General features: G+C 65.2%; 18 protein-coding genes. 7 read left to right on the top strand and 11 right to left on the bottom strand.

Translation table 11 applies throughout. From position 1 onward, the window contains the following. Positions 1 to 2: 2 nt before the first annotated feature. Entirely contained in the window at positions 3 to 1,496 is a 1,494-nt protein-coding gene (locus LH407_RS11135) for an alpha,alpha-trehalose-phosphate synthase (UDP-forming) (protein WP_322133919.1), read from the bottom strand. A gap of 86 nt (positions 1,497 to 1,582) precedes the next feature. On the opposite strand from LH407_RS11135, the gene LH407_RS11130 reads away from it, so the two are divergent. Continuing rightward, the gene (locus tag LH407_RS11130; protein ID WP_322133920.1) at positions 1,583 to 2,599 is read left to right on the top strand and encodes a magnesium and cobalt transport protein CorA; all 1,017 of its coding nucleotides are present in this window, start codon (positions 1,583 to 1,585) and stop codon (positions 2,597 to 2,599) included. Between the two features lie 4 nt (positions 2,600 to 2,603). Here the strand turns inward: LH407_RS11130 and LH407_RS11125 are convergent, their stop codons facing one another. Continuing rightward, a complete protein-coding gene (locus LH407_RS11125) occupies positions 2,604 to 3,143 on the bottom strand; it encodes a DM13 domain-containing protein (protein WP_322133921.1) in 540 nt (179 codons plus the stop codon). Positions 3,144 to 3,273: 130 nt separating this feature from the next. Between LH407_RS11125 and LH407_RS11120 the strand changes: the two genes are divergently transcribed. Then, positions 3,274 to 3,657, top strand: coding sequence for a hypothetical protein (locus tag LH407_RS11120; RefSeq protein WP_322133922.1), 384 nt, complete (start codon positions 3,274 to 3,276; stop codon positions 3,655 to 3,657). Here the strand turns inward: LH407_RS11120 and LH407_RS11115 are convergent. Then, positions 3,654 to 5,783, bottom strand: a complete 2,130-nt coding sequence (locus LH407_RS11115; protein WP_322133923.1) for an FAD-binding protein — start codon at positions 5,781 to 5,783, stop codon at positions 3,654 to 3,656. The two genes, LH407_RS11120 and LH407_RS11115, sit on opposite strands and share 4 nt — an antisense overlap. Before the next feature lie 125 nt (positions 5,784 to 5,908). On the opposite strand from LH407_RS11115, the gene LH407_RS11110 reads away from it, so the two are divergent. Next, on the top strand, positions 5,909 to 6,838 hold the full coding sequence (locus tag LH407_RS11110; protein WP_322133924.1) for a LysR family transcriptional regulator: 930 nt from the start codon (positions 5,909 to 5,911) through the stop codon (positions 6,836 to 6,838). A 14-nt stretch (positions 6,839 to 6,852) separates the two neighbouring features. On the opposite strand, the gene LH407_RS11105 is transcribed toward LH407_RS11110, so the two are convergent. The 3 genes from LH407_RS11105 to LH407_RS11095 are packed head-to-tail and all read right to left on the bottom strand — an operon-like array spanning position 6,853 to position 12,261. Beyond that, positions 6,853 to 8,772: a YhgE/Pip family protein gene (locus LH407_RS11105; protein ID WP_322133925.1), complete on the bottom strand. Its 1,920-nt coding sequence runs from the start codon at positions 8,770 to 8,772 to the stop codon at positions 6,853 to 6,855. Further along, positions 8,769 to 11,687, bottom strand: coding sequence for an MMPL family transporter (locus LH407_RS11100; protein WP_322133926.1), 2,919 nt, complete (start codon positions 11,685 to 11,687; stop codon positions 8,769 to 8,771). Before LH407_RS11100 ends, LH407_RS11105 begins: the two co-directional genes overlap by 4 nt. 13 nt (positions 11,688 to 11,700) lie before the next feature. After that, positions 11,701 to 12,261, bottom strand: coding sequence for a TetR/AcrR family transcriptional regulator (locus LH407_RS11095; RefSeq protein WP_322133927.1), 561 nt, complete (start codon positions 12,259 to 12,261; stop codon positions 11,701 to 11,703). 141 nt (positions 12,262 to 12,402) lie between these two features. On the opposite strand from LH407_RS11095, the gene LH407_RS11090 reads away from it, so the two are divergent. From LH407_RS11090 to LH407_RS11080, 3 genes are all read left to right on the top strand, one after another. Beyond that, the gene (locus LH407_RS11090; RefSeq protein WP_322133928.1) at positions 12,403 to 12,600 is read left to right on the top strand and encodes a hypothetical protein; all 198 of its coding nucleotides are present in this window, start codon (positions 12,403 to 12,405) and stop codon (positions 12,598 to 12,600) included. Between the two features lie 161 nt (positions 12,601 to 12,761). Then, positions 12,762 to 14,885, top strand: coding sequence for a carboxypeptidase regulatory-like domain-containing protein (locus tag LH407_RS11085; RefSeq protein WP_322133929.1), 2,124 nt, complete (start codon positions 12,762 to 12,764; stop codon positions 14,883 to 14,885). 174 nt (positions 14,886 to 15,059) lie between these two features. Then, a complete protein-coding gene (locus LH407_RS11080) occupies positions 15,060 to 17,150 on the top strand; it encodes an Ig-like domain-containing protein (protein WP_322133930.1) in 2,091 nt (696 codons plus the stop codon). A gap of 15 nt (positions 17,151 to 17,165) precedes the next feature. On the opposite strand, the gene LH407_RS11075 is transcribed toward LH407_RS11080, so the two are convergent. From LH407_RS11075 to LH407_RS11055, 5 genes are read right to left on the bottom strand one after another with little or no spacing between them, the layout of a single operon-like run. Then, entirely contained in the window at positions 17,166 to 17,888 is a 723-nt protein-coding gene (locus LH407_RS11075; RefSeq protein WP_322133931.1) for a FadR/GntR family transcriptional regulator, read from the bottom strand. Positions 17,889 to 17,898: 10 nt separating this feature from the next. Next, a complete protein-coding gene (locus tag LH407_RS11070) occupies positions 17,899 to 18,687 on the bottom strand; it encodes a 3-oxoacyl-ACP reductase (RefSeq protein WP_322133932.1) in 789 nt (262 codons plus the stop codon). Positions 18,688 to 18,707: 20 nt separating this feature from the next. Next, positions 18,708 to 20,069 (bottom strand): aldehyde dehydrogenase family protein, encoded by a 1,362-nt coding sequence (locus LH407_RS11065; protein ID WP_322133933.1) that lies wholly within the window; start codon positions 20,067 to 20,069, stop codon positions 18,708 to 18,710. Then, positions 20,066 to 20,827: a gamma-glutamyl-gamma-aminobutyrate hydrolase family protein gene (locus LH407_RS11060; protein ID WP_322133934.1), complete on the bottom strand. Its 762-nt coding sequence runs from the start codon at positions 20,825 to 20,827 to the stop codon at positions 20,066 to 20,068. The genes LH407_RS11065 and LH407_RS11060 overlap by 4 nt, the downstream gene beginning before the upstream one ends. Beyond that, positions 20,814 to 22,184, bottom strand: a complete 1,371-nt coding sequence (locus LH407_RS11055; protein WP_322133935.1) for a glutamine synthetase family protein — start codon at positions 22,182 to 22,184, stop codon at positions 20,814 to 20,816. Before LH407_RS11055 ends, LH407_RS11060 begins: the two co-directional genes overlap by 14 nt. Positions 22,185 to 22,362: 178 nt before the next feature. Between LH407_RS11055 and LH407_RS11050 the strand changes: the two genes are divergently transcribed. Continuing rightward, the gene (locus tag LH407_RS11050) at positions 22,363 to 23,925 is read left to right on the top strand and encodes an amino acid permease (RefSeq protein WP_322133936.1); all 1,563 of its coding nucleotides are present in this window, start codon (positions 22,363 to 22,365) and stop codon (positions 23,923 to 23,925) included. The last annotated feature ends 18 nt before the right edge of the window (positions 23,926 to 23,943 follow it).

Below are 23,943 nucleotides of genomic sequence, written 5' to 3'. Positions count from 1 at the left end.
AACTAGTCGGCCTTCCTGGTCTCGGTCGAGAGGCCGAGCTCGTCGAGCACATCCGCCCCTGTTCCGCGACGGGTGCGGGTGGCCTCGGCGAGCGCTTCGAGGAATTCGCGTGACCAACGCTGCACGTCGAACTCGGCGACGCGTTTGCGCAGGGACCGCATGCGCGACTGCTGCTCTCGATAGGGCATGTTCACCGCGTCAAGGATGCGAGCCTTGAGGCCGTCGATGTCGTGCGGGTTGATGCGCAGTGCCTTCTTGAGCTCGTCCGACGCCCCGGCGAACTCGCTGAGGACGAGGACGCCATCCTCGTTGAAGCGGGATGCCACATACTCCTTGGCCACGAGGTTCATGCCATCCCGAAGAGCGGTAACCAGGAGCACGTCGGCGGCGACGTAGAGCGCCGCCATCTCCTCGCGGGGGTACCCGTGATGGTGGTAGCTGATGGCCTGATGACTAATCGTGCTGAGGTCACCGTTAATGCGGCCGACCGTCAGCTCGATCTCATCACGAAGAGCCATATAGGCAGCCACACGTTCCCGGCTGGGGCTTGCAACCTGAACGAGAGTGACATCCTCGACCTTGAGCGCCCCCTCCGCGAGAAGCTCACCGTACGCCTTAAGCCGGTGACCGATGCCCTTCGTGTAATCCAGTCGATCCACACCCAACATGATCGTGCGCGGGTTGCCGAGCCCCTCACGAATCTCCTTCGCGCGAGCCTGCACACTCGCCTTGCGGGCGAGTGCCTCGAAGTTGGCGGTGTCGATGGAGATCGGGAAAGGGCGCACGATGACGCTACGCGTGCGGCCGTCATCCTCCGCCACCTCGATCACGGGGCTCTTGGTGGCGTGGCCCGTGAGCCGGCGCACCGCGCGGGAGAAGTTGCCGGCATCCGCCACTCGCTGGAATCCGATGACGTCGGCACCGAGCAGTCCCTCGACGACCTGGGTGCGCCACGGTAACTGGGAGAAGATCCCGTACGGCGGGAATGGGATGTGGTTGAAGAACCCGATACTCAGGTCCGGGCGCGACTCGCGCAGCATCTTGGGCACGAGCTGGAGTTGGTAATCGTGCACCCAGACCGTCGCACCCTCTGCGGCGACGCTCGCCGCGGCGCGGGCGAAACGACGGTTTACGTCGACGTAGCTCTCCCACCATTCGCGGTGAAAACTCGGCGGCGAAATGACGTCGTGGTAGAGCGGCCACAGGGTGTCGTTACTGAAACCCTCGTAGTAGTACTCGACGTCCACCGCCGTCAGGTCGACCGGAATCATCCGGATGCCGTCCGCCTCGAACGGCGTCAACCCAAGGTCGGGCTGGCCACCCCACCCCACCCAGGCGCCGTCCGCTGCGCGCATGACCGGCTCGAGGGCGGCAACCAATCCGCCGGGCGACGCCGCCCAGCTCTCGGTCCCGTCCGGAGCGACGACGCGGTCGACGGGCAGCCGATTAGAGACAACGACAAAATCGTATTCACGTGCTGGTTCTGTGGAGGACATCCTCCTCCTACGCTACCAGCGACGTTTTTTGGGCGGCTGGGCGGCGTAGTGTGGAGCGCCTCGGTGCAGCAGAAGGAGGGTCAACCGTGCCCATCGTCGACAACGCGATCTACCGTGACGGGGCCCGTATCGCTGAGCCTGTCAGCCTTGATCTGACCTTCGAGGAGCTCCGGGACCATGGCGGGTTCGCCTGGATCGGGCTGTACCGCCCCACCGAGGATGAGTTGCGCACCGTTGCCACCGAGTTCTCACTGCATCCGCTCGCCGTCGAGGATGCTCTCAAGGGCCATCAGAGGCCGAAACTCGAACGGTACGGAACCGTGCTCTTTGTTGTGCTCCGCTCTGCGAGATACCTCGATGCGCCCGAAGAGGTGGAGTTCGGCGAGGTCCACCTTTTTGTTGGCCCGAACTTCGTGATCACCGTGCGTCACGCAGAATCGCCGGACCTCGGGCGGGTCCGCCGGCGCGTCGAGACAACCCCGACGCTCTTGAGCCTCGGCCCTCAGGCCGTGCTGTACGCCGTGTTCGACCAGGTTGTCGACGGGTTCGCCCCCGTCATCGCCGGACTCGAGAACGACATCGACGAGATCGAGGACCAGATCTTTCACGGAGACCCCGCCGTGTCCCGTCGCATTTACGACCTCGCGAGGGAAGCGATGGCCTTTCAGCGTGCGACCCATCCGCTCGTGGGGATGCTCGAGTCCCTCGAGCACGGCTTCGATAAGTACGACGTCGACCTCGAACTCCGCCGCGACTTTAGGGACGTGGCCGACCACGCCCTCAAAACCGTCGATCGTGCCGACTCCTTCAGGGCTGTGCTCCAGAACGCTCTGACGGTGCAGGCGACCCTCGTCACCCAGGCGCAGAACGAAGAGATGCGCACACTCTCGCGAGCGAGCATCGAGCAGGGCGAGCAGGTCAAAAAGATCTCATCATGGGCGGCCATCCTGTTTGTGCCGGGTCTCGTTGGCAGCATCTACGGCATGAACTTCCGGTTCATGCCCGAACTGGATTGGCCATTCGGGTATCCCCTCGCCCTGACCGTAATGGCCGCGTCGGGAGTCGCCCTTTACGTCGTTTTCAAGAAACGGGGTTGGCTGTAGCCGCTCACGCCACGGATGCCGCCCCGAACGAGACGGCGAACTGCGCGCACCACAGGTAGACGCTCGGATACGCGCCGAGATCAACATCCGCGGGAATCTCGTAGACCTGGTTGCCCAGGTTTCCCTTGATGGTGCCGAGGTCGACGTACCCGGCGTCGTCTGCCAGGAACCACCCGTCGAAGCCCGGAACCACGGGAGTCTCGGCCAGCCACACGTGCACGTCGGGACCGTTCGAGGTGGAGAGGTTCTCGAGTGTGAGCACTCTGGAGCCGTCGGGGTTCTCGATGATGCGCACGGTGCCCGTGGTCTCGTGCTCGTGGCTGATGAGCTCGCCGACCGACAGTTGCACGGGCGCCGCTGGTTCGGGCGACGGTGTGACCGTCGGCATGGGTGCGGCCGACGGCTCCGCCGTCTCGACGGCCGGCAGCGCCTCATCCACCTCGACATCGACGAAGAGCAGCCACGGCTGGAAGAGGGCGGCAGCCACGACGAGACCGACGGCGGCCACCCCGGCGATGATGGTGATGACCCACTTCTTGGACACGTTGCCTCGACTCATTCGATGACGCCCGACGGTGACGGCCGGATCGTAGCGCCTCGATCGGAGAGAAGGCAGTGAAGCTGCTTCGGCGTGTCAGCTCACCGAGGTCGCTGGCTGCGCCGACACTAGGTGCATGGTGGAGCGACACAGCGCAGCGGTGCAGGCAAGCGAAGCGGATCAACAGGCCGTGTTCGAATTGCTTCGCGAACAGCTCTTCCGCATGTTCGGGCCGGGCGGCAGCTTCCGCATCACCCTCGGACGCGCGACCGCCGACGACACCGTTTTTGTTGAAACTGTCGCCGACACGATCGCGTGGGATGTCACGGCATCCCTCACTTCATCGCACGGAGAAGGCTCGCACGCCGCCGACCCCGTCACCGCTCAGGCGGCGCACGAAGAGCTGTGGCGCCACATCGAGCGCGAACTCCTGCTGCGGCGCACGGGCCCCCAGTCGATCGATGTCGAGGTCGAGCGGGAGATCGCGGCGGCGGGCATCCGCTCGGTTCACGCGGCCTAGGACCCGCGCACGGCGACGGATACGTCTCCCGCGAATACTCCATCCGGGTCGTACTGCGCACGCACGGAAGCGGCGCGTTCGGCGTCACTCGTGTCGAGGGTTCGCTGGGGACGAGACGGGTCCGGTGCGAAGGTGGGAACGCTGTAGCCCGAGTTCCAGTCGCCCAACTCGTGGCGCACGGCGTCAAGACGCTTCACGATCGTGTCGTGCGGGAGTGCCTTCGAGTGGATGCCCAGACCCCACAAGGCGAGGTCTCCCCGGTAATACGACACCGCACCACCGTCGGAGGGCGCTTCGGAGAGCGCGCCACCCAACTGGCGGAGTTCCATGGACGAGACTCGGGTCTCCTCCGAGCGGGCAGCGTCGAGAAATGCCGAGATCGTCTCCGGCCCATCGGATTCGAGCAGGAGATGATCCGACGTGTGGGGCGGACCGATGGGCGGATCCATGTGAGTGTTCGCGGTCTCGAGCGGGCTCGCAACCTTCCAGGTGTCGAGGATGGGCGCGGCGATCTGGCGGAGGCCGGTGAGCATGTCGAGAGCGAGACCCTCCGCCTCGTGAACGTCGGCTGCGGACCGCGCGACCGCAGAGCCGTCAATCACGAGCAGCGGCTTGCCAACGATGCTGCGAGGAAGGCCGGGAAAAGCCGGAAAGTCGAGAACCCGAAGGGTCGTGGTGATTCCGCGAGGCGCGGTTCTCCGCCAGGAATCCCAGAAGAGTGCAAGGTCGTCAGCGTGCTCCATCGACCAGATGGCTGTCCCGGTGACGACTCGGTACAGGTCGAACAAACGCACCGTCACCGCCGTGACGACGCCGAAACCGCCGCCACCACCGCGAAGCGCCCAGAACAGCTCGGAATGGTTCGAGCGGTCCGCGACGATCAGGTCTCCGCTCGCGACAACAAGCTCGATCGACTCGATGCTGTTCGCGGCGATTCCCACCGTTCGGCCGTATGCGCTGAGGCCTCCCCGAAGAAGGTAACCGACAGCGCCGACGTGCGACGAGGAACCGTGAGGAGCACCGAGTCCGTAGGGCGTGATCGCGGCGACGACGTCACGCCACGACGTGCCGGCCGGGATACGCACCGTTCGACGCTCCGCATCGACCGTAACGGGCTCATCGATGAGCACCTTGAGCAGCGCAGAGCCCTCGACCGAGTTCACGACACCCGCCGCGTGACCGGTGCTGTGCGCTCTCACGCTGAGTCCTTCGGCACTCGCGCGACCGACGGCCTCGCGAATCTCAGCGGGGTTCGTCACCGTCGCGGCGCGCGAGGGACGCAGCGGGACTGTGGCATCAAAAGCCGAGACTGCCGCCTTGTAGCTCCGTCCCGATCCGGAGAGAGATGCGCTTCCCTGCCGTCGCGCTGCGGCGAGGTGCACGACGACGGAGAGCACAGCAACTCCGGCGGCCGCCCAGCCTCCCATGCCCGTGGACGCCGGTTCCGCGAGAGCTGCCGCAATCAGCGCTGTGCCGAGCACACTCGAGAACACAAGCAAGATCGCCCCGGATGCCTCGGATGCGAGCGTGAACGGTGTCACCGTGAGCGCGAGGTGCAGTCCGATCCCGACCAGGACGGTGGCGAGCATCCCTGCGCCAAGGTGAATGGTCCAGTGGGCTGAAACCGAGAGACCGACGGCAAGGATGCCTCCCGCGATAATCGCGACGAGCCGCGCCGCCCGATAGCGGGCACGACCGGCGTTCGGCACCTCGAATCGGCGTGGCAAGGTAATCCGGGGAGTCGGAGTTGCTCCGCCTGCCCTCGGGTTCGGAGCGCCCACGAGAGCAACAGCCGCAGGCGCCGTGACGCCACCTCCGATTCCGACGAGGGTACCCGCCAGTACGGAAACTGCTGGCGCGACGACGAGGAGCGCTCCTCCGACGGCCGCAATGGCGAGACCCGCGGTGGCGACACGAATGCCGCCCCGGTAGTCGCCAAGAGTTCGCGAGACGAAGAGAGCTGGCGCGGCCGCAAGGATCGCGATCGGAGACGCGACAGCAACAAAGAGGGAAGTCGTCACTGCGAGAGCCGCGACTGCGAACACGATGGCCGCAGGGTGAGGGGTGGACGACAGCCGCGGCAGGGCGGTGCCGTGCGCAAGGCCGACGGTCGGCGTGGTGGTCATGATTGTTCCTCTGAAAGTTGGTGTGAGAATGGCGCGAGAAGCGCAGGAACCATCGTGAGCGACGCTCTTCATCAAGTCCAACGATTGTTGATGATGCCAACTATCACCAACTACGATGCTTCACTATGGAGATTCGCCACCTCGAGTGTTTTGTCGCCGTCGCCGAAGAAGCGAACTTCACGAAGGCCGCGGCGCGCCTGCACGTCGTCCAGTCGGCGGTTTCGGCATCCGTCAAGGCGCTCGAGCGCGAGTTTGGCGCGATCCTGTTCGCGCGTAATTCGCGAACCGTGATGCTCACGACAGAGGGCAAGACTCTTCTCCCCCTGGCGCGGAAGGTTATCGCCGCCGCCGAGGAGACGCTGGACGCCGTTGCATCCCTACGCGGAACTGTTCGGGGCACGGTGGCGGTGGGACTACTGGCGACGCGTGACTTCCTGGGGATTCCCGACGCCCTGGTCGCGTTTCGGCACAAGCATCCGGATGTTGTCGTCACCGCTCGAACGAGCCCAACGGGCGGACTCGGCATCATGGAAGCGCTTCTGGCAGAGACGCTCGATGTGTCGCTCGTGGTGCTCCCGTTGCCGCCACACCCCGACATCGAGTTCGACGAACTCGTCGCCGGTCAACTCATGCTGGCCGTGGGCGAAGGACACCCCTTGGCGACACGAGAGAACATCACAACGCAGGATCTCGACGGGCTCGACCTCGTGATGCTGCCCCCAGGATTCTCCTTGCGGATGAGCATCGAGTCCGAGCTCGCGAAACTCGGCATCCGATATCGCACGACAATCGAGATCGCCGACCAGGCGCTCGTAACCGAATACATCCGTGCGGGGCTCGGCGCTGGATTTGTCGCTCAGCACGACGCCGCACTGGTCCCCGGTCTCGTGACGCTCCCCGTCCGGGGGCTCGACCTGAGGTGGTCTGCGGCGATCGCGACCAAACGTGGTCGACACCGCTCAGCGGCAACCCTCGCCATGATGGAGGAACTGAGGCAGCGCGCCATCCGCCTCGCCCACGATTCCCCGCACATGTCTGCGGTCGCGTCCGGATAGAGCCGACTGAGCTCCTAGGCGAGTGCGGGCACGAGACCCAAGAGGTCCGCTCGTCGGGTGCGTCGGATGACGAAGAGCGACAGGATGACGCTGCCGACACCGAATGCGAGCAGGATGACCGCGGCCGAGGCAACTGAGCCCGCCGCTCCCCCGGCGATGATCCCCTGCATTCCGCTGACGGCCCACGTGAGGGGCAGGAAGGGGCTGATCACCTGGAACGGCGTGGAGAGCAGCTCGACAGGGTAGATGCCGCCAGTCGAGGTGACCTGCACTGCCAGGAGGAACAGGGAGACCACGAGTCCGCCGCGACCGAGTCCGATCGTGAGCAGGTAGTGGAACGCGGTGAAGGCGAGCGCCATCACGAGCGAGAATGCGACCGTCGCCGGGAGTAAGGCCCACGAGACCCCCAGCGCACCGTGAAGGAGTGCCACGAGGAGCGCGGCCTGCGCCGCGGTGACAGCGCCTGCGCGTCCCAGTGCGGCAGCGGCGAGACGTCCGTTGCTGGCCGTGGAGGCGAGTGCCCGCCGGGACACGGGGCGCAGCACGAGGAAGACGGCGAGCGCCCCGATCCAGAGCCCCAAGGGCACAAAAAACGTGGCGACACCCTGACCGACATCCGTCACGGCGTTCGCGGTCGACACCTCGACACCGACCGGTTCCACCACAACGTCCGCGGTCGCGGCAGCGGTATCGGGGTCCGTCGCGGGGACCTGGTCGGCGCCCTCCTGGAGGCCGGTGGCTAGTTGGCTCGCTCCGTCGGCGAGACCGGATGCCCCGGAGACAACACCAGCGGAACCTGCTGCCAACTGCGACGCTCCCGAGGCGCTCTGCGAGATGCCCGACTGCACACCCGAGATCGCCGAGGCCGCCTGGCTTGCCAGCACCTGACCACCATCGCTCGCGCCCTGCGCGCCGCTGGCGATTTCGCCAATGCCGTCCTGAAGGTCACGCAGTCCACCCGCGCCTTGCGCGATGCCCTGGCCCTGAGTGCTCAGCTGACCCAGACCGGCGACGATTCCGTTGAGCGCAGTCGCCTCTTCTTCGGTGAGTTTTGGAGCAATGGACTGAGCGAAACCGTCGAGCCCTGTATAAACCCCGGAAACACCGCCGGTGTAGGCGACGATTCCATCGCCAAGGGCACCGAGGCCGGGGCTCGTCCCGTTCGGCTGAACCTCCGCGTTGAGCTGTGCGATTCCAGCCGAGAGCTCGGAAACTCCGTTGGCATAACCAGCAATGCCATTACTCAGCTCCGTGAGTCCGCTCGCCCCTGCATTCAGCTGTGAGAGTCCGCCCGCGAGCGAGTCCACTCCCCCGGTGTATTGGGTGAGGCCCGACTGCAACTGCGAGGCTCCGCTAGCAAGTGAGTCGGCACCGTCGGCTGCCTCGCCGAGAGCTTCGCCGAGCTGACCCATACCGTCGTAGAGGCCCGCGAGGTACTGCTTGGTGATTTCGCGGCCGAAGGTGTCCGTGAGGGTCTGGCCGACCACTTGGGCAACCGAACCCGTGAGGTAGCTGTGCGAGTCATCCGTCTGGATGGTGATGTCGGCGCGTTCCGGCGAATCGGACGACAGCGAGAGCACCGACTCGGAGAAGTCGCTCGGCACGGTGAGCACGGCGTAAACGGCCCCCGAGTCGAGCAGCGCTTGCGCGTCCTCGGCGTTGGTGATCGTCCATTCGAAGCCGTCGGCCCCGGTCAACTCGGTGACAAGCTGACGGCCGGCGAAAACGATCTGATCGTCGCCATTCGCGTCGGTCGTGGTGATCATCGTGTCCTCGTTCACCACCGCGGCCGGGATGCGCTCGAGAGCAGAATCGGACTGGGCGAGCGCCCCGACGAAGAGCCCGGCAAAGGCGAGAGGAATGAGCACGACGGCGGCGACACCGAGGCGACGCAGCACGGTTCCGCGCTTCTGGAGAGAGGTGGGGGTGCTCATCGAAGGGATCCTTCCGTGGTGAGCGAGTAGAGGTCGATGGAGAGCTTCAGCCGGGCATCCGTCGATGATTCGTCGAGTGCGCGGGCGGGCAACGGTGTGCCGAGGACGATGGTCGTCGAGGCTGGGGCGAGGGCTTCGAGCGCGGCGATGAAGTCCTGTTCGTCGTCGGAACTCGCGAACGAGTCCAGTTGGTCGAGCATGATCACCGGTGTCCGCTCGGCGAGCGCGACAGCCGCGAGGGCGACGGCGCGTTCGAGCTGCGGCAGCTCCATGAGGGTGTGGGATGCCCGCACTCTCACGACCTCGCGAGTGGCAACGCGCCGCAACACCTGGTTGATCCGTTCGACCCAAGCCTCGGCGTTGCGCTTGGTTTCGAGGAATCGGTACCAGGGCTGAGTTGTTTCGAGTCGCTCTGCGAGGAGTCGGCCGACGGTCACCGTGGTCTCCGAACGCTCGGAGCCTCCCACGTTGGCGAGCGCGACGAGCGAACGCACACGCGCCGCATCCGACGGCAGAGGAACCCCGAGCACTTGGGCTCGCCCGGAGACCGGGTCGAGCCGGCCTGAGAGGGTTGCCGCGAGTACACGGCGGGCGGATGCATCACCGCTGGCGATCACGAGTGCGCCTTCCGGAATCTCGATGGACAGCGGCCCGAGCGGCTCCGACGGTGTGCCGACCACAAGGTAGTCGGCGCTGATCGCCATTCCCTGCTGGTTGTTCGCCCACTCGGTGGCGGCGCGGTGGTCGCGCAGTTGCTCGCCCTCGATGTCGGCGTGCGGCAGGGCCTTGCCGAGCCAGCGCGGCATCCACCACGCGGCCTTTCCGAAGAGCGTCATGAGTGCCGGCACGAGTGTCATGCGCACAAGGAAGGCGTCGAAGGCGATACCCGCGGCAAGTCCGAGCGCGATCGGCTTGATCATCCCGGACCCCTCGGGGACGAAGGCGAAGAAGACGAAAAACATGATGAGAGCGGCCGCGGTGACAACCCGAGCGGCACCCGCGAAGCCCTTTTCGACCGCGCGCTTCGCATCGCCCGTGTGCACGAACTCTTCACGCATGCCCGAGACAAGGAACACCTCGTAGTCCATCGCGAGGCCGAAGAGCACGGCCATGAGGAGGATGGGCAGGAAGCTCAGGATCGGCCCGGGATTGTCGACGTGCAGGAGTTCGGCTCCCCAACCCCACTGGAAGATCGCCACGACGACACCGAAGGATGCGGCGACGGAGAGCAGGAAGCCGAGTGCTGCCTTCAGTGGCACCAGGACGGAACGGAAGACGATCATGAGCAAGACGATCGAGAGGCCCACAACAACGAGGGCGAAGGGCAGGAGCGCCGCGCTCAACCGGTTGGAGATGTCGATCGCGACCGCGGTTGTTCCCGTCACCGAGATCGGGGTGTCGAACTCGTCCTCGATCTCGGGTGCGAGTGCTCGGATCGACTCGACGAGTTGTTTCGTCTCGGTGGAGTCCGGTGCGCTCTCCGGTGTGACCTGGATGATGGCAGTGTCGAGGGTCTCGTCGGGGAAGCCCTGCTGCACGTAGGCGACGTCATCCAGCCCCGACAGTCGATCACGGATCGCATCGAGGTCGTCGAGGATGTCCGTGGTCTGCGTGATGTCGACGGCGACGATGAGCGGTCCGTTGTAGCCGGGCCCGAAGCCTTCGGTGATGAGGTCGTACGCCTCGCGCTGCGTGGATCCCGCCGGCTCTGAACCGCCGTCCGGCACGTTCAGGTCGAGGCTCAGCGCGGGAATCGCCAGCGTACCGAGGAGCGCGACCACTCCGAGTGAGACGAGCAGCGGATGCTTCATGACTCCACGAACCCAGCGTTGCCCCATCGACCGGGCGGGTCCGCCGCTGTCGCTGACGGCCTGGGCGCGACGCCATGCACGCGAACCTTCCTTGGGGGCCAGTCGCCCCTTGGCGAGCCCCATGAGCGCCGGAAGGAGGGTCACGGCTACACCGATGGCGATGAGCACGGCGAATGCTGCACCAACACCCATAACCGAGAGGAAGGGGATACCGACGACGAGCAGACCGAGCAGCGCAATGATGACCGTGACGCCCGCAAAGACGACGGCGCTGCCCGCGGTACCGACGGCCATGGCCGCCGACTCCTCGGGATCCTCGCCGTTCGCCAGTTGGTTCCGATGCCGCGAGAGAACAAAGAGCGCGTAGTCGATTCCGACCGCGAGGCCGATCATGAGGGCAAGCAGGGGTGCGGTGCTGGAGACCGTGGCGAACGCGGTGTAGGCGGTGATGCCGCCGATCGCGATGCCGACGCCGACGAGGGCGCTGAGGAGCGGCATCCCGGCGGCAAGGAGTGATCCGAACGTGATGAAGAGCACAACACCCGCGAAGATGACGCCAAAGGCTTCGGTGATGGTGATTCCGAACGTGTTGTCCTGGAAGACCTGACCACCAAACTCGGCGCGAAGTCCTGCATCCTCCGCAATGGATGCCGTGGCCTTCACCTCATCAAGGGTGGCGTCGGTCACCTCCGTCGACGCACCATCGAACTGCACTCTCACGATGGCCATGGACTCGTCGTCGGTTACCGCCTCGCCCGCGTATTCGCTGAACGGCGAGATGACCGAGTCGACACCGTTGATGGTTTCGAGCTCAGACACCAGGTCGGCTATGCCCTCCTCGGAGGCAGCGCTCGTGACCGTGTCACCCTCGGGAGCCACGAGTACAACTTGGGCGCTCGCCCCCGCGACGGACGGGAAGACCGCCTCGAGTCGATCGAGAGCGTTCTGGGACTCGGTGCCGGGGATGGCGAAGGACTCCTGCGTCTGCCCGCCCAGTGCGAAGCCGCCGCCGAGGATGCCGAGCAGCAGCACCGCCCAGACAAGGATGACGCGCCAGGCGTGGCGGTAAGAGAAACGACCGAGTCGGTACAGGAGGGTTGCCATGTCGGCTCCGGGGCTAGGGGTTTGTTCGGACGGGGGTGAGCAGTTCGCTCAGAATCGTCACGAGAGCAGCCCTGGTCTCGCTGATGGGTGGGGCATCGATTCCGAGTCCGTGGAATGTGCCGAGCATGTACGCGGCGCCTCCGAGGGCGACGCCGAAGCGCATCTTCTCCTCGACCGAGGAGGTGTGGGTGGCGAAAAAGTCTGCGAGCTGACGCACGAGCGCGTTGGCACGATCGATCACAGGGACGTCAACGAGTGATGGTCCCTGGTTGATAAAAATATGCACCTCGAGCCGGTACTCGAGCAGAAAGTCGACGAACTCCTCGAGGAAGGCCTGGCGCTCCTCGCCTCGGAGCCCGTTGAGGTGCAGCGGTTCGAGAACAGCGGCCATGCGATCGATGGCCGGCCCGATCGCTGCGTCGAGCAGTGCTTCCTTCGAGCCGTAGTGGTACAGAACACTCGCTTTGGAGAGGCCGGCGAGCTCGGCGATGTGTTGGAGGGAGGTCGCTGAGTATCCGGCGCTCGCGAATTCAGCGAGCGCGATACGGCGCAGATCCTCTTGGCTGGATGACACGCTGACACGCTACCTGACCGATCGGTCAGAAACTGTCCGATCGGTCAGTTTCCCAGCGAATGCCCAGCGGGGAGCCCTCTGTCAACCACTGCGGCGATTGCGCACCGGGCGATAGCGTGGGACCTGACGTTCGGAGGTCACATGCGCAAGTTCCTGTTCAACACGAGCATCCTGAGTTCCCTCTTCGGTATCTGGGGCCTTGTCCAGACCACTCGACGCGGCCCTCGTGACTGGCGCCTGGCGGCAATGTGGCTCAGTTGGGGCCTCACGGTGGCGATCGCGGTTGGCACCGTCGTCAAGGAGAACCAGGAGCCCGAGTTCGGCGAGCTCGAGGACTGAGTGGGGCAGCGCGCATGGATCGCGCTCAATAGCTACTGGTCGTAGTTGGCCACTTGCTGCCTTGGCAGTGCCTGCCTCTTTCTCCTGAGGTCAATCGTCCATAACTTTGATCTGCAATAACTACTACTCGTAGTTACCAGATCGAGAAACAGGACAACATCATGAAACGACCACACCCGGTCGCGAGTGCGCTCGCGCCGATACTCACACTGAGCCTCCTGCTCAGCCCAGCCGTCGCCATGGCCGAGGATGTCGCGGCACCCCGTGACCAGCCCGCTGCTTCGGCACCGGAACCCGCGCCAGCGGAAGAAGCGCCCATCTCGGAGTCGCCAACGGTCATCGAGCCGGCCGAGGATGTTATCCCGACAGTGGAAGAAACTCCTGACGCTGAAGAGCCGGTCATCGATACTTCGGCACAGGAACAGCCCGTCACCGAGGAGATCCCGCAGATCGAAACCGAGCCGACCGACGTGAACCCGATAAGCGAACCCGCGACGGAGAGCGCAACGGTGCCGATCGAGAGTGTCGCAGACTCCCCCTCTGAGACTCCGATCGCCGGTCTTCTGCCGCCGAACACCGCGGTTTCAGTTGATGTGATCGTGACAGATCCGACGGGCGAACCCGTGAGCGCCAGCGCCTCCCTTATGAAACCCGATGGCAGCGCGTACCGTTCGACGGTGACCGACGCCGACGGCCAAGCTCACCTCATGTACGTCCCCCACGGCGAGTACGCCGTGCATGTGCGCCCCAGTCACTATGCCCGACCGGACCTCGCGTCGGAATGGTGGCAGGACGCAAACACACTTGCGACTGCGTCCCTGATCACGGTGTCAGAGACCCAGTTGACGCTTCACGTGGAACTCGACTACCTCGCCGGAGCCGAGCTGGGTCAGCTCCGCGGAACCGTGACGGCGTCGAACACAGGACTGGGCATCCCCACGGCTTCGGTCACCGTCTATCGACCAACCGATCACCTCAACGAAATCACACGAGTGAGCGTGGACGATGACGGACGTTACGACGTCCGCGGGCTGGAGCCGGGTGAGTACGACATCACCTTCTATGCGACGGGATACAGAACGGCCAATTACCTACCTGTCACGGTCGACGCTTCTGGCGCCGTTCTCAACCATTCATTGGACCTCGCCGACGACGCGTACCCGATCTTCGTCGGAAACGTTCGCGATTACGCTAATCGTCTCGTTCCTGGGGCCCGGGTCGAGTTCTGGACCGCTCCAGACGGAGACCTCGTCAAAACCGCTTACTCCGACATAGGTTCGTGGTGGATGGCGTTCTCCGACACCATCGACCACTACCCGGACCTCGGCGAATACTACGTGCGCTTCGTTGCTCCCGAGAACTCCGACGTTCAGACGATGTGGTGGCCGGGTGTTGCCAACCCCTCCTCGGCCGAGCCATACAGTTTCACGGAACCCGGTACGCATGTGCTCGACATCAGGCTGAAGCATCTCCCGCCGGTGGCACAGAACGACTTCTACGCCGTCGACGAGGGTGTGGCCCTCGTGGTGCCTGAACCCTCCGGCGGTCTTCTCGCCAACGACACCGGCAAACCACCGCTCACGGTGGCCGGCTCACCTGGCGGCCCCGCGCACGGCACGCTCACCTGGTATCCGGACGGCACCTTCACGTACATTCCGGACCCCGGATTCGTCGGCGTCGACATCCTCTCCTACGGCATCTGGGATGGTGACTACACCCACTCATCAAACCGTGGGCGGGTGACGATCGTCGTGGGCGACGTACCGGCGACGCCCGTCGCCGCGGCCGACGACCAGTACACGCTCGAACTCGGCGAGACCATCGAGGTCGACGCTGCCCACGGGCTCCTGGCCAACGATCAGGGTGCTCCCCCGCTGTCGTTCGAGGACGTGGAGGACGCGGACTCCGTCTTCTGGGAGACCATAGTCAAGTACGACATCGACGAGGACGGGTCGTTCACGATGACCGCGATCACCGATCAACCGGGTGTCTACGAACTGCGGTACGTCATGCAGGACGGATACCTGAACGATGACTCGGCGGCAATCATCCTCGAGATCGTCGACCCCAACGCCACTGAGTCATCTGACGGTGACTCCAGGCCCAGCCACGTGCCGAGCGGTGACACCGGGAATCACGAGCAGCTCGCGTCCCCGCGCCGTGACGGTCTCGCTTTGACCGGTTCGAGCACCGGGGCCGAAATCACGACAGCCGCTCTCATCCTTGTCGGACTGGGTGGGCTTCTCACCGCCATCGGCCTGCGGGTGCGTCGCCGACGCGCGTAGCCGCACAGCGTCGGCCCGCGTGTCGAGCCCCCGCCGGGACCTGTCCTGGCCCGGCTCGGGCGCATGCGGACCGACCCGGGGTGGCGCTCCCCGTGAGCGCCACCCCTTCCCCTCGAACACGTGCTCGCTGGTGTGACCCACCGCTGAGCGCCCTTTAACCATTAGGACCTCACCATGTACAAATTTCGTCTTGCCACCGGCGTCGTCGTCGTAGCCGTGGCCGCATCCCTGTTCCTCCCCGGCGTGACCGCAACAGCCGAAGACGTTCCGACGTCAGCGTCTGATGTCGTCTCGTCGATCGACATCGCCCCCGTCGAGCCCACCGAAGGCGCGCCGACGGAGTCGTCGACCGACCGCGCCCCTGACGAGTCGTCGCCGCAAACAGAGTCGACCGCGCACGTCACACCCGCGGACGATCCCGCTGACACTCCCCCGACCGAGACCGCCGCATCCGTCGAGCCGGAGCCCAATACAGCGGAGGCCACGGTCGTCGACAACGCCGACGCGGTCATTGCGGCGGACGCGACCGCGTCGGTCTCTCCGTCCGAGACGGCACCGAACGCCGAACTCTCCGCGGGAACGCGGGATCTCAGATTCTCCGTCGTCGACCAATCTGGCGCGCCAGTCACCGGAGCTACAGTTACACCCTCGCACGACCAATCGGGCGCTCAGCCGCACCGTGCGGCCGTAAGCGACTCATCGGGTGTCGCACACCTCGCGGATGTACCGCTGGGCAATTACCGCTTTCACGTGGCTGCGCCCAGCGGGCGGCTCGACCTCGCGGCGATGTGGTGGGGGGATAGCGCCACACAAGCCGGAGCTCGCACGGCGCACGTTACTTCAACCTCGTCACCATCCTTCGAAGTTGTGTTGAGCTCCGTGCCCGGCATCGGCGTCCACATCATCGACGGGACCATCACCAACTACTACGGTCAGCCGCTTCCGTTCGCCGAGGTCGAGCTGTACCGGTTCGGGGAGTCTCAGGCGATGCTGGCCGTAATCTCAGATGAGAATGGCCGCTATTCGTTCTCCGGTCTCAGCGAGGGTTACTACCAGGTCCACGCCGCTGCAGGAAGTGCATACCTCGACGGGTGGTGGGGTGGCAGCACCCAGGCCACCGCCAGTCTGATCTTGGTCGATGCATCCGACCCGCAGGCATCGGCCCCCATCTCCCTCGCACAATCGCAGAGTGTGCTGCGAGTGACGGTCTACGACCCCCACGGATTCCCGCTGGCAGCCCGAGTTGTTCTCTACGAGTACGACGATGACACGCCCGTCGCGACACTGGACACGGTCCGAGGCGAAGCTGTGTTCATCGGCCTCAACCCGAGCAACGCCTACAAGGTGTGGGCTGAGCCCCTCGTCGATGGTTACCTCATCGGCGAGTGGAGTCAGAACGCGAGCGAGCGAGGCCACGCGCAGTGGGTTGCCCTGAACTCGTACGTCGAAACAGTCGTCGGGATGCGCCTCAACTACGAAACCACCACTGCCGGCGACGACCACTACTTCGTGGAGGCCGGGGGGCTCTTGAGTTTCCTCGACAAGGACTTGGGCGTCTTGCGAAACGACTTCGGGCAACCGACCCTCGAAGCGACTCTCGAGGGGGGACCAACCCATGCCGCCGACTTCGAGCTGCTCTCCGACGGCACATTCGTCTACGGCCCGGAGGACGGCTTCGTCGGCGACGATACCTTCACCTACCGCGCCGTGAGTGACTCCGGCGTGGAGAGCGACATTGCAACGGTGACCATCACCGTGTGGGAGGACGACACGTTGGCACCCGACGCCATCGACGACTCGTTCGAGGCGGCGTTCGAGACCCTTCTGGTCGTTGACGCCCCGGGAGTGCTGGCTAATGACATCGCCGGCTCCGCGCTCCCCATCGTGCGAGCGGACCTCGTTGCCGACGTCCAGCATGGAACGCTGGTCCTCGGGGATGACGGCGGGTTCAGCTACCAACCGGAGCCCGGTTTCGAGGGGACCGACGAATTCAGGTACACGAACAGCGACGGCGAGTACGGGAGCTGGCCTGCGACCGTGACTATCACTGTGTCCGGAACCCAGGAGAGCAATACCGGACACGGCGGGACCGATGAGGGCGAAACAGGCACCCACGGCACGCCCGACGCCACTACCAACACTTCGATTCTGGCGTTCACCGGCGGAGGGCCCCTGTCGCCCGCGCTCCTGGGCGGACTCGCCGCAGCCGCGGTGACGGCCGGAGTAGTGGTGATCGGGCGACTGCGCCGCCGCACGAGCGACTAGTCGCGAGGTGCCGCGCTAACTCAAAAAGCCACGAAGAAGAGTCGCCGAGCCGGCGAGATGCTCCGCCATCTCGCCGGCCGCGCGTTCCGGGTTACCCGTGAGGATCGCCACGACGATCGCTTCGTGCTGTTGGTTGGAGTGCTCGATGTTTCGCGAGAGCAAAGGGATCGTGTCGAGCAGGTGATTGACCCTCGTGCGGTTGTCCGCGATGAGGGAGACGAGCGACGGGATGCCGACCACCTCGGCGATGGCGAGGTGCAGGCGCGAGTCCAACCGCCGGTAATCCTCCACGGAGGCCGCGGCCGTCTCGCGCGACTGGGACCACAACAGTTCGCGTTCCGCCGCCGAAAGGTCCCGCGCAGCGGCCGCACGCGCGGCGCCGACCTCCAGGATGCTGCGGAGCCCGAGGACATCCTCGAGGTCCGCCGCACTCGGGGCGGGGGCATCCGTCTCCGGCGCCGTCGGGAGCGGGTCGCTCACGAACGTGCCGCCGTACCGACCGCGGCGGGCGACGAGGTATCCGGCTTCGGCGAGCGAGCGAATGGCGTCGCGAACGGTGTCGCGGCTCACCGAGAAGCGTGTCGCCAGATCGCGCTCGGGCGGCAGCGCCTCCCCCGGTTGCACGATGCCGAGTCGGATCGTCTGCAGTAGTCGGGACACCGTGTCTTCGAACGCGTTGCCACTACGAACGGGTCGAAAGAGCACCTCATCGGCAAGCCCGCCGTCACCCTCGGCCATGCCTGCGAGCCTACAGCGGCGTCACGTAGGCCGAGCTGATGCCACCGTCGACGAGGAAGGTCGACGCGGTGATGAAGCTCGCATCGTCGCTTGCGAGGAAGGCGACGGCAGCTGCCAACTCCTCCGGTTCGGCGAACCGACCGGTGGGGATGTGAACAAGTCGTCGCTGTGCGCGCTCGGGATCCTTCGCGAAGAGCTCCTGCAGGAGGGGCGTGTTGACCGGCCCGGGACAGAGAGCGTTGACGCGGATGCCCTGCCTCGCGAACTGCACACCCAGCTCCCGCGTCATCGCCAGGACTCCACCCTTGGATGCCGTGTAGCTGATCTGCGACGTCGCGGAGCCGAGCACCGCGACGAAGGATGCGGTGTTGATGATCGAGCCACTGCCCTGCTTCGTCATGTGACGCAGCGCCGCGCGCGAACACAGGTACACACTCTTCAGGTTGACTTCCTGCACCTTGTCCCAGGCGGGCAACTCTGTGGTCTCGATCGAATCGTCGTCGGGGGGCGAGATGCCGGCATTGTTGAAGGCGATGTCGACGGACCCGTAGGTTGCCGCCGCCGTGTCGAAGAAGTTGTTGACCTGTGCCTCGTCGGTGACGTCGACCTGAACGAACAGACCGTCCACCTCGGCCGCCGCGGCCTGACCTGTTTCCGCGTTGAAATCGCCGATCACCACGGTCGCACCCTCTGCTGCGAACCGCTTCGCGGTGGCCAAGCCGATCCCGCTCGCTCCGCCCGTGATGACGGCAACTTTGCCCGCCAGTCGCTGGGTGAGGTCGATCTTGTCGATGGTCATGTTTCCTCGCTCGTGGATCTCTAGTCGGTGCTGATGAAGACGTTTTTGGTCTCGGTGAACGCGTCCAGCGCGTCCGGGCCGAGCTCACGGCCGAGGCCGCTTTGCTTGAAACCGCCGAAGGGGGTCGAGTACCGCACACTCGAGTGCGAGTTGACGGAAAGGTTGCCGCTTTCCACTCCGCGCGCCACCCGGATCGCACGGCCGACGTCGCGAGTCCAGATCGAACCGCTCAGCCCGTAGATGCTGTCATTGGCCAAGGCGATCGCATCGCCTTCGTCCTCGAAGGGAAGAACGGCGACGACGGGACCGAAGATCTCGTCCGTGACAACACGATCGGTACGAGAGGTCGGCGTGAGAACGGTCGGGGCGAACCAGAAGCCCGGGCCATCGGGCGCTGTCCCGCGGAAGGCGACAGGAGCGTCATCCGGAACGAAGGAGCGAACGGAATCGAAGTGGGCACGGGAGACCAGCGGCCCCATCTCGGTCGACTCGTCGCCCGGATCCCCCACCTTCACCCCCTGCACGGCGGGTTCGAGGAGTTCCATGAAGCGGTCGTAGACGGAACGCTCGACGAGGATGCGACTGCGCGCGCAACAGTCCTGCCCGGCATTCTCGAAGACCGAGTACGGCGCCGTCGCCGCCGCTTTCTCGAGGTCCGAGTCGGCGAAAACGATGTTGGCGCTCTTGCCGCCGAGCTCGAGGGTCACGGGTTTGACCTGGTCGGCGCATCCGGCCATGACCTGCTTGCCCACCTCGGTCGAACCCGTGAAGACGACTTTGCGAACGTCGGGATGGGTGACGAACCGGTTGCCCACGACAGAGCCCTTGCCCGGCAGCACCTGAAAGAGCCCGGCGGGGAGCCCTGCTTCAAGAGCCAACTCACCGAGGCGGATGGCCGTCAACGGCGTCCATTCGGCCGGTTTGAGCACCACGGCATTCCCTGCGGCGAGCGCGGGCGCGAACCCCCAGCTGGCGATCGTCATGGGGAAGTTCCACGGCACGATCACACCGACGACGCCGATCGGTTCGAGGAACGTCACGTCGAGACCACCGGCGACGGGGATCTGCTTGCCGATCATCCGTTCGGGGGCGGCCGAGTAGTAGGTCAGCACATCGCGAACGTGCCCGGCTTCCCACCGCGCCTGAGCGATCGGATGCCCGGAGTTGAGCACCTCGAGGGTCGCAAGCTCCTCGCCGTGCTCCTCGACGACGCGCGCGAACTCGCGCAGCGACCCCGCGCGCTGAGCCGGCGTCAGCGCGCGCCACTCGCGCTGTGCGACGAGCGCTAGAGCAACCGCCTCATCGACGTGCTCGACGGTGGCGTGCTCAACCTCGCGGAAGGGCTCGGCCGTTGCCGGGTTGACGAGGGTGGTGGTGCTCATGCTTTCTGCTTTCGGTAGGCCCGTGCGGCGTCGACAAGTCCCGCGAAGAGCCGGGCATCCTCGGCGGCGTCCTCCTCGGGATGCCACTGGACGGCCACCGCGAACGGATGGTCGGGCAGCTCGACGGCCTGCACGATTCCGTCGTCGGAGCGCGCCGTGACCACGAGGCCATTCCCGAGCTCATCGATGGCCTGGTGGTGATAACTCTTGACGGTTGCCCGCTCTCCGAGGAGGGTTCCGATGGCCGACCCTGCGTCGACGTGGACCTCGTTGGTGTTGAAGTTGCCACCCCCGAGGTTGTAGCGGTCACTGCCGATGACGTCGGGCAGGTGCTGAATGAGTGTCCCCCCGCGCGCGACGTTGAGCACTTGAGCGCCGCGACAGATGCCGAGGAACGGGATGTCACGCTCGAGCGCGGCCGTGAGGAGGGCATCCTCCCACGCGTCTCGATCCCGTCGAGGGGCGTCGGTCGTGGGATGCGGTTGTTGACCGTACCGCGCGGGGTCCACATCCTTACCCCCCGTGATGATGATGCCGTCGAGCCCGTCCATGATGCGCGCGGCAATCGTCTCGTCCACGGGTTGCGGCGGCAGAAGCACCGCAATCCCCCCAGCCCGGTTCACGGCGTCGAAGTACACCTTCGGCAGGAAGGATGCCGGAACATCCCACACCCCGGTCTGCGCCTGTTCCAGGTAGGTCGTGAGGCCGATGATCGGCGCACCGAAACTCTGCCCGCCAGCCAACTCAGAGCCGCTCAAAACCGCGCACCCTCTCCCAATCGGTGATCGCTGCATCGAATGCCGCCTGCTCGACCTTGGCCATGTTCAGGTAGTGCGCGACGACATCCTCCCCGAATGCGTCCACCGCGATCTCGGAGGCCTCGAAGAGCTGCGCGGCCTCGCGCAGGGTCGACGGCACACGAGGGGCATCCGACGTGTAGGCGTTCCCCTCGAAGATGGGCTCGAGCTCGAGTTCGTGCTCAATGCCGTACAGGCCGCCCGCGATGAGGGCCGCGACGGCGAGGTACTGGTTGACGTCGCCGCCGGGAACGCGGTTCTCGGCTCGAAGGGAGTGACCGCGACCCACCACCCTCAGGGCGCACGTGCGGTTGTCCAAACCCCAGGCGACCGCCGTTGGCGCGAAACTCCCCTCGACGTAGCGCTTATAGGAGTTGATGTTCGGCGCGAAGAACAGGGTCAACTCACGCATGGTTGCGAGCTGACCGGCGAGCCAGTGCTCCATGAGTTTCGAGAAACCGTAAGGGCGATCGGGGTCGGCCATCACGGCAGCACCGTCGGTGCCGCGCACGGAGAGGTGGATGTGGCACGAGTTGCCCTCGCGCTCGTTGAACTTGGCCATGAAGGTGAGGGACTTGCCGTGCTGATCGGCGATCTCTTTTGCCCCGTTTTTGTAGATCGAATGGTTATCGCACGTGCCGAGCGCATCGCGGAACTTGAAGGCGATCTCCTGCTGACCGAGGTTGCACTCGCCCTTGACCCCCTCGCAGTACATGCCGGCGCCATCCATGGCGTTGCGGATGTCGCGCAGCAGTGGCTCCATACGCGTCGAGGCCATGAGCGCGTAGTCGATGTTGTAGTCGCTCGCGGGTGTGAGGTCGCGGTACCCCTTGCGCCACGCATCCCGGTAGCCGTCCTCGAAGACGATGAACTCGAGTTCCGTGCCAACGAACGCCTCGAGCCCGCGTTCAGCGAGTCGCTGGAGCTGCCGTTTGAGAACCTGCCTCGGGTCGGGGTTCACAGGGGTGCCGTCCAGCCACGTGAGGTCGGCGGTGACGATCGCTGTTCCCGGCAACCACGGCGCACGCCGGAGTGTGTCCAGATCGGGCATCATCGCCATGTCGCCGTAGCCGCGCTCCCATGACGAGATCGCGTAGCCGTCGACGGTGTTGTTTTCGACATCGACGGCCAGGAGGTAGTTGCAGCACTCAGCACCGTGCTCGGCGAGTTCGTCGAGGAAAAGACGCGCGGAGGCCCGTTTGCCGATGAGGCGGCCCTGCATGTCGGTGAACGCGATGATGACGGTGTCGATGTCGCCCGACGCGTGAGCGGCCGACAACTCCTCGACACTCAGATTTCCCGTGCGGTGATGTGTCACGTGTAGCTCCTCTTCGAGTGCCTGCCGACCATTACATCACAGGGCTTCCTCGCCAATCCCGGCTACCGTAACGCGCAATTTACATCCAAAGGTAGACATCAGGTACCAATAGCCGACAAACTCATGGGAATTCGGCAGGCAATGGAGCCTGCGCCCGACCGAGGCAACTGGAGGACCCATGGCGGAGAAGGACACGACGAGCGTGTCCGGCGTGACATACACGAAAGCCGGACAGGAATACTTCGAAAAGCGCTCCCTTAAACGATCCGCTGGCGTGTGGGGACTGTGGGGTCTCGCCGTAGCCGCCGTCATCTCCGGTGACTTCTCCGGCTGGAACTTCGGCATCGACTTCGCGGGCTTCGGCGGGATGCTCATCGCCTTCGTCATTCTTGTCGCCATGTACTACGGGCTCATCTTCTCCATCGGAGAAATGGCCGCGGCGCAGCCCCACACGGGAGGTGCATACTCATTCGCGCGGTCGGCGATGGGCCCGTGGGGCGGTCTCGTCACCGGTCTCGCCGAGACGATCGAGTACGTCGCAACAACCGGCGTGATCGTTTTCTTCTCGGCCCAGTACGCGAACGGCATCACGACCGAGTTGTTGGGGCTCGACCTGTCGGCCAACATGTGGATTTGGTGGGTCATCCTCTACGCCGTCTTCATCGCGCTCAACTCGGCCGGGGCGAAGATCTCGTTCACGTTCGCCATCGTCGTCTCCATCATCTCGATCGGCATCATCCTCGTCTTCTCTGCCATGGCCCTCTTCAGTGGCCTGTTCAGCTGGGATTCGCTGTGGAACATCGCACCCGACCCCGGGCAGACCGAATTCCTCCCCCACGGCGTGCTGCCGATCCTCTTCGCGCTTCCCTTCGCGATGTGGTTCTTCCTCGGCATCGAGGAGCTGCCGCTCGCTGCGGAAGAATCGCACAACCCGAGCCGCGACATCCCGCGCGCTGGACTGTGGGCACGTGGCACCCTCATCGTGACCGGACTCCTCGTGCTGTTCCTCAACACGGGCATCCTTGGTGCCGAGGCAACCGGCGTCTCCCTCGAGCCGCTCCTGGACGGCTTCCGCGCGATCGTCGGTGACGAACTCGCGGCCGTACTCGCGCTGTTCGCGCTCATCGGACTGCTCGCCTCGCTGCAGGGCATCATGTTCGCCTACGGACGCAACATGTACTCGCTCTCGCGCGCGGGCTACTACCCGAAGTTCCTGTCGCTCACCGGCAAGCGGCAGACCCCGTGGGTCGCCCTGCTCGTCGGCGCCGTCATCGGGTTCGTCGCGCTTGTGGTGCTCGACCTCCTCGCCAAGGCCGACCCGGAGGGTGCCGGAGCGGTGGCGGGAGCCATCATCCTGAACATCGCCGTGTGGGGCGCCGTGCTCGCCTACTTCCTGCAGATGGTGTCGTACATCATCCTGCGCCGGAAGTTCCCGAACGCGAAGCGCCCCTACAAGAGCCCGTGGGGACTGCCGGGTGCCTACGTCGCGGCCGCGATCGCGGCGCTCGTGTTCTTCGGGTTCCTGCTGAACCCGACTTTCCAGCCCGCGATCATCGCGATCGTCATCGTGTACGTCGTCATCCTCATCGGGTTCGGGGTGTGGGGACGCCACCGACTCGTCCTGTCCCCCGAGGAGGAGTACGCCATCAGTGGTGGACTCCACGGGGACCCGCAGGTTGAGGGGTATGACGCCATGGAGAAGGACATCTTCGACGGGGGTGCGAGGGCTCCCGAAAAGTAGTCGCTCTCCAGCTTCGGG

Source organism: Antiquaquibacter oligotrophicus (genome assembly GCF_020535405.1).
Lineage (GTDB): Bacteria > Actinomycetota > Actinomycetes > Actinomycetales > Microbacteriaceae > Rhodoglobus > Rhodoglobus oligotrophicus.
This window is presented reverse-complemented; position numbering and strand designations above follow the sequence as displayed.

What these genes read in the sequence shown, in the direction of transcription:
- LH407_RS11135 (WP_322133919.1), bottom strand. Translation starts at nt 1,496, where the DNA reads ATGTCCTCCACAGAACCAGCACGTGAATACGATTTTGTCGTTGTCTCT.
- LH407_RS11120 (WP_322133922.1), top strand. Translation starts at nt 3,274, where the DNA reads ATGGTGGAGCGACACAGCGCAGCGGTGCAGGCAAGCGAAGCGGATCAA.
- LH407_RS11115 (WP_322133923.1), bottom strand. Translation starts at nt 5,783, where the DNA reads ATGACCACCACGCCGACCGTCGGCCTTGCGCACGGCACCGCCCTGCCG.
- LH407_RS11110 (WP_322133924.1), top strand. Translation starts at nt 5,909, where the DNA reads ATGGAGATTCGCCACCTCGAGTGTTTTGTCGCCGTCGCCGAAGAAGCG.
- LH407_RS11105 (WP_322133925.1), bottom strand. Translation starts at nt 8,772, where the DNA reads ATGAGCACCCCCACCTCTCTCCAGAAGCGCGGAACCGTGCTGCGTCGC.
- LH407_RS11100 (WP_322133926.1), bottom strand. Translation starts at nt 11,687, where the DNA reads ATGGCAACCCTCCTGTACCGACTCGGTCGTTTCTCTTACCGCCACGCC.
- LH407_RS11090 (WP_322133928.1), top strand. Translation starts at nt 12,403, where the DNA reads ATGCGCAAGTTCCTGTTCAACACGAGCATCCTGAGTTCCCTCTTCGGT.
- LH407_RS11085 (WP_322133929.1), top strand. Translation starts at nt 12,762, where the DNA reads ATGAAACGACCACACCCGGTCGCGAGTGCGCTCGCGCCGATACTCACA.
- LH407_RS11080 (WP_322133930.1), top strand. Translation starts at nt 15,060, where the DNA reads ATGTACAAATTTCGTCTTGCCACCGGCGTCGTCGTCGTAGCCGTGGCC.
- LH407_RS11075 (WP_322133931.1), bottom strand. Translation starts at nt 17,888, where the DNA reads ATGGCCGAGGGTGACGGCGGGCTTGCCGATGAGGTGCTCTTTCGACCC.
- LH407_RS11070 (WP_322133932.1), bottom strand. Translation starts at nt 18,687, where the DNA reads ATGACCATCGACAAGATCGACCTCACCCAGCGACTGGCGGGCAAAGTT.
- LH407_RS11065 (WP_322133933.1), bottom strand. Translation starts at nt 20,069, where the DNA reads ATGAGCACCACCACCCTCGTCAACCCGGCAACGGCCGAGCCCTTCCGC.
- LH407_RS11050 (WP_322133936.1), top strand. Translation starts at nt 22,363, where the DNA reads ATGGCGGAGAAGGACACGACGAGCGTGTCCGGCGTGACATACACGAAA.